Source organism: Planotetraspora sp. A-T 1434, assembly GCF_025420585.1.
Lineage (GTDB): Bacteria > Actinomycetota > Actinomycetes > Streptosporangiales > Streptosporangiaceae > JAOEGB01.
Genome location: NZ_JAOEGB010000057.1, coordinates 1 through 4,228, shown reverse-complemented (window position 1 = coordinate 4,228; position 4,228 = coordinate 1). Strand labels below are relative to the sequence as shown.

The window sequence follows — 4,228 nt, the reverse complement described above, 5'->3', positions numbered from 1 at the left end:
GAGCGGGCCGATCGAGGAGGAGCTGGCCCGCATCTGGGCCGAGGTGCTCGGTCTCGAACGAGTCGGGGCCGAGGACAACTTCTTCGAGCTCGGCGGCGATTCCATCCTCAGCATCCAGGTGGTCTCCCGGGCCCGTCAGGACGGGCTCCGGCTGACCACCAAAGAGGTCTTCATCCACCAGACCATCGCCCAGCTGGCACCGGTCGTCTCCGCAGAGGAGACCATCGATGCAGATCAGAACCCGCCGGCACCAAGCGGCCCGGCGCCGCTGACCCCCATCCAGCACTGGTTCCTGGAGACGGAGGGCGACAATCCCCACCACTTCAACCAGTCCGTGTTCGTTGAGCTCGCCCCCGATCTCGACGAGCTGGCTCTCCGGCGGGCGGTCGAAGCGTTGATCGCGCAGCACGACGCACTGCGGATGCGCTTCTCCCAGATCGGCGACCAGTGGCTTCAGGAGGTCGCCGCGGCGGAGCCGTCCGAGGTGTTCGTACGGCACGACCTGTCGGGGCTGGGGGAGGACGCGCAGCGGGACGCCATGGAGCAGACGGCGGTCTCCGCCCAGTCGAGCCTCGACGTCGCGGCCGGGCCTCTGCTGCGGGCGGTGCTGTTCGTCCTCGGCCCGGGCCGGCCGCCGAGGCTGTTCCTCACCGTCCATCACCTGGTGGTCGACGGGGTTTCCTGGCGGATCCTGCTCGGCGACCTGGAGGTGGCGTCCCGGCAGGCCGCCGAGGGCCGTCCGGTGGAGCTGGAACCCGTCGGCACGCCCTTCGCGCACTGGGCGCGGCGGTTCACCGAGCACGTCCGTTCCGGCGCGCTCGACGACGACCTTCCGTACTGGACCGCGGTGTCGGCGAGCGTGCCGGCCGGCATTCCGGTGGACCGGGAAGGGACGGACGGGGTCGGCGCCGCACTAACCGTCTCGGCCGGCCTCGACAGGGCCACCACGGAGCGGCTGCTGCACGACGTGCCCGGCGTCTATCGCACCCAGGTCAACGATGTGCTGCTCAGCGCGCTGAGCCGGGTGCTGTGCCGGTGGGCCGGGCAGGACGGCGTGCTGGTCGCCCTCGAAGGCCACGGCCGGGAGGAGATCCTCGACGGCGCCGACCTGTCCCGCACGGTCGGCTGGTTCACCTCGCGGTTCCCGGTGGCGCTGCGGACGCCCCCGTCGTCCGACTGGGGCGAGACCATCAAGTCGGTCAAGGAGCAACTCCGCGCCGTGCCGCGTCGCGGTCTGAGCTACGAGGCGCTGCGCTACCTGAGCCCGCCGGACTCTCCGGCGAGCGTGCTTCGGGCGGCTCCGCTGCCGCGGATCAGCGTCAACTACCTCGGGCGCTGGGACGTGGAGCGCGACTCCGAGGGGTTCTACGGCAGATGGCACGAGGGAATCGGCCAGGACGCCGGACCCGGGATCAAGCCCGCGCATCTGCTCGACATCACCGGTGTGGTCTCGGACGGCGAGCTGCGGTTGAGCTGGTCGTATCACCAGGAGGCGCATGACGAGACGACGGTGCGGCGCCTCGCGCAGGAGGTCGTCGAGGCGCTCCGGGAGATCGTCGAATACTGCTCCCGTCCCGAGGCCGGAGGCTGCACCCCATCGGACTTCCCGCTCGCCCGGCTCAGCCAGCGGCAGGTGGATCGAATCGCCGGGGACGGCCGGGCAGTGGAGGACATCTACCCGCTGACCCCGTTGCAGGCCGGGATGCTCTTCCACAGCCTCGTCGACTCCGCGTCCGGCGCGTACCTCGACCAGTTCCGGATGCGGCTGTCCGGGGTGTCCGACCCCCACGCGCTGGCCGAGGCGTGGCAGCGCGTGGTGGACCGCAACCCGATCCTGCGGAGCCACGTGGCCTGGGACGGCGTCGACGAGCCGGTGCAGGTCGTACGGCGGCGCGTCGCCGTGCCCACTGCCCACCACGACTGGCGGGCCCTCTCCGGCGGGGAAAGGGACCGAGAGCTGCGGCGGGTGCTCGCCGAGGACCGTGCCGCCGGCATGGACCTGGCCGAGCCTCCGTTGATCCGGCTCGTCATCGGGCGGGTGACGGACGACGAGGTCCTGCTCGTCTGGACCTCCCATCACATCCTCCTCGACGGCTGGAGCGCGGCCGCGGTCTTCGCCGAGGTCTGCGAGCAGTACGCCGCGATCGTGGGCGGACGGCAGCCCGAGCTGGTGGCCCGCCGGCCGTTCCGGGACTACCTGCGGTGGCTGCGCGACCAGGACGGCCGGCAGGCGGAGGACCACTGGCGGCGGGAGCTTTCCGGCTTCGAGTCGCCCACGCCCCTCCCGTACGACAGGCAGCCGGTCGAGGCGCACCGTGCGGTGTCGAGCGATTCGGTACGCGTCGACCTGGGAGCCGAGGCGGCGTCCCGGCTGCAAGGGCTCGCCAAGGGGAACGGCCTGACGCTGAACACGATCGTGCAGGGCGCATGGGGGCTGCTGCTGTCCCGGTACAGCGGCGAGAACGACGTGGTGTTCGGGACCACGGTCTCTGGACGGCCCGCGGAGCTGCCCGGGGTCGAGTCGATGATCGGGATGTTCATCAACACGGTCCCGACCCGCGTCGCCGTACGTGATGGAAAGGCATTGGTGGCGTGGCTGCGCGAGCTGCAGCTTGAGCAGTCCGAGTCGCGGCGGTTCGACGGCGTCTCGCTGTCGCAGCTCCAGTCCTGGAGCGACCTGCCCGCCGGCGCCAACCTGTTCGACAGCCTGGTGGTGTTCGAGAACTACCCCATCGGGGGCGACGCCGTCCCCGGCGGCCCACGGGTCGTCGAGGTGGACGGGGTGGACACCACGAGCTTCGCGCTGACCTTGACCGCCTACGTGGAGGACCGCCTCCATCTCGTTCTCGACTACGACCCCAACCTGTTCGACACCGCGACGGTCGAGCGGATGGCGGGGCATCTGTCCGTCGTGCTGGAGGGCATGACCGCCGACCCGGACCGGCCGCCCACCGCCCTCTCACTGCTCAGCGGGCCGGAGCGGGAGACGCTGAAGCGGTGGAGCGGCACCGACGCCGATGTTCCGTCGATGACGCTGCCCGAGCTGTTCGAGGCGCAGGCGGCGGCGACGCCGGACGCGACCGCGCTCGTGTTCGACGGCGCCGCGGTCAGCTTCGCCGAGCTCGACGAGCGGGCGAACCGCCTGGCCGGGGTGCTGGCCGCCCGGGGTGCCGGGCCCGAGAAGGTCGTGGCCCTCGCCCTGCCCCGGTCGGCGGAGATGGTGGTCGCCATCCTGGCCGTGTTCAAGGCCGGTGCGGTCTATCTGCCCGTCGATCCGGACCTGCCGGGCGACCGGGTGCGGTTCCTGCTGGCCGACTCGCGGGCGACGCTGGCGGTGACGACCTCGCGGACGGGAGTGGAGGCCGTGGCGTCCCTGGCTGAGGTGGCCACCCTGGTGCTCGACTCCCCGCAGACCCTCGCCGACCTGCGCTCGGCCCCGCTGACCGACTCGACCCGAACGGCCGACACGACCCACCCGGCCGACGTGACCGGCTCGACGAAGACGACCGACGCGGCGCATGTGCGGCGGCTCGTGCCGCCGCGGCCGGGTGACGCGGCGTACATGATCTACACCTCCGGCTCCACAGGCGAGCCCAAGGCCGTGGTCGTGGAGCACCGCGGCCTGGTGAACCTGCTGGCGAGCCATCGCGCCGGATTCGTTGCCGAAGCCGGAGGCGGGCGGCTCCGAGCCGCGCTGACCGCCGTCTTCTCCTTCGACACGTCGCTGGAAGGTCTGCTGCTGATGGCCGACGGCCATGAGCTGCACCTGATCGACGACGCGGTGCGGCTCGACCCGGCCGCGCTGGTCGGTTACGTCGCCGAGCATCGGGTCGACTTCCTCGACCTGACCCCGTCGTACCTGCGGCAACTGCTCGCGGCCGGCCTGCTGGACGATGAGCCGAGAGGAGGGGAGCCGAGAGGAGGGCAGCCGAGGGGAGGGCAGCCGGGGGGAGCGGAACGGCACCGGCCGGGGATCCTGATGCTGGGCGGCGAGGCCCTGGACGAGTCGCTGTGGCGGCGGCTGGCGGAGACCGAAGGCACGACTAGCTACAACTTCTACGGCCCGACCGAGTGCACGATCGACGCGTTGTACTGCCGAGTCAGCGAGGTGGCCCGCCCGGCGGTGGGCCGTCCGCTGGAGAACCTCCGCGCGTACGTCCTGGACGACGACCTCCAAATGGTGCCGGTCGGGGTCCGCGGCGAGCTGTACCTGGCCGGGCCGCAGGTT

General features: G+C 71.6%; 1 protein-coding gene. It reads left to right on the top strand.

What is annotated here, in order from left to right:
- The coding region (locus tag N5079_RS34870; RefSeq protein ID WP_261588500.1) for a condensation domain-containing protein at positions 1 to 4,228 on the top strand (4,228 nt) is incomplete at both ends.